This is a genomic window from Oleiphilus sp. HI0123, from assembly GCF_001635315.1.
The window spans coordinates 1-655 of the sequence record NZ_LWGE01001760.1 but is presented as its reverse complement, the minus strand read 5'-3'; the positions used below and the strand labels follow the sequence as shown (position 1 = coordinate 655).

Annotated in this window: 1 protein-coding gene; it reads left to right on the top strand. The window is 35.1% G+C overall.

Features of this window, described 5'->3' with window-relative positions; translation table 11 throughout:
• A partial coding sequence (locus A3761_RS28165; protein ID WP_197473218.1) for a hypothetical protein occupies positions 1–502 on the top strand: 502 nt, incomplete at its 5' end.
• Positions 503–655 lie beyond the last annotated feature (153 nt).

Genomic DNA, 655 nt, shown 5'->3' with positions numbered 1-655 from the left:
GTTTGTCGCTTGTGGATTTCCTCAAGTCACTTTTAAAGATAGTGATAAGTTAGCTTTTAAACATTGGCTTAGTACGAAATTCAAGTTTGCTAACCAAATTCAATTATCCTTTAAACATTCCTATCTTGTTACCCAAAACTATTATAGAGCGCTAGTGATTAGTTCTGCCGGTAGTCTAAGTATTAAAAGCTCAAATCCAGCTTCCTTAGATAATTTCGTATTGTTTGTTAATCGTGCTGGCTCGTTTGTTATTCTCTATTTGCCAAATAAGACTGAACCATACATCGAACTTGCGGCAACAATTGGAGAAATAAGAGACGAAGTAGAACTTTTATCCGTGCTAGAGTCGAATCGGCTGTCCGTCAGCTGGTTTAAATCTAACACTCGCATTATGAATCATATAAATCATGAAAAAGGTTGGGAGAAGGTTCTAGCGAATAAACTTGTGCATTTAAATCTCGTAGAAGAAAAAGCTTTAGAATTTTATATCAATCGAACCTAGGATCCCTTTTTGAATATCTACGATCAGCAGTGGACTACCGGCAGTATATGTAGCTTAAGTTCTGTATAAAATTTGAATAAAGGAAAACAATATTGAGTAACTTCGCAATAGGTATATTGAGTTTAATAGTCTTGTACGTTTCCTTAGTATCGC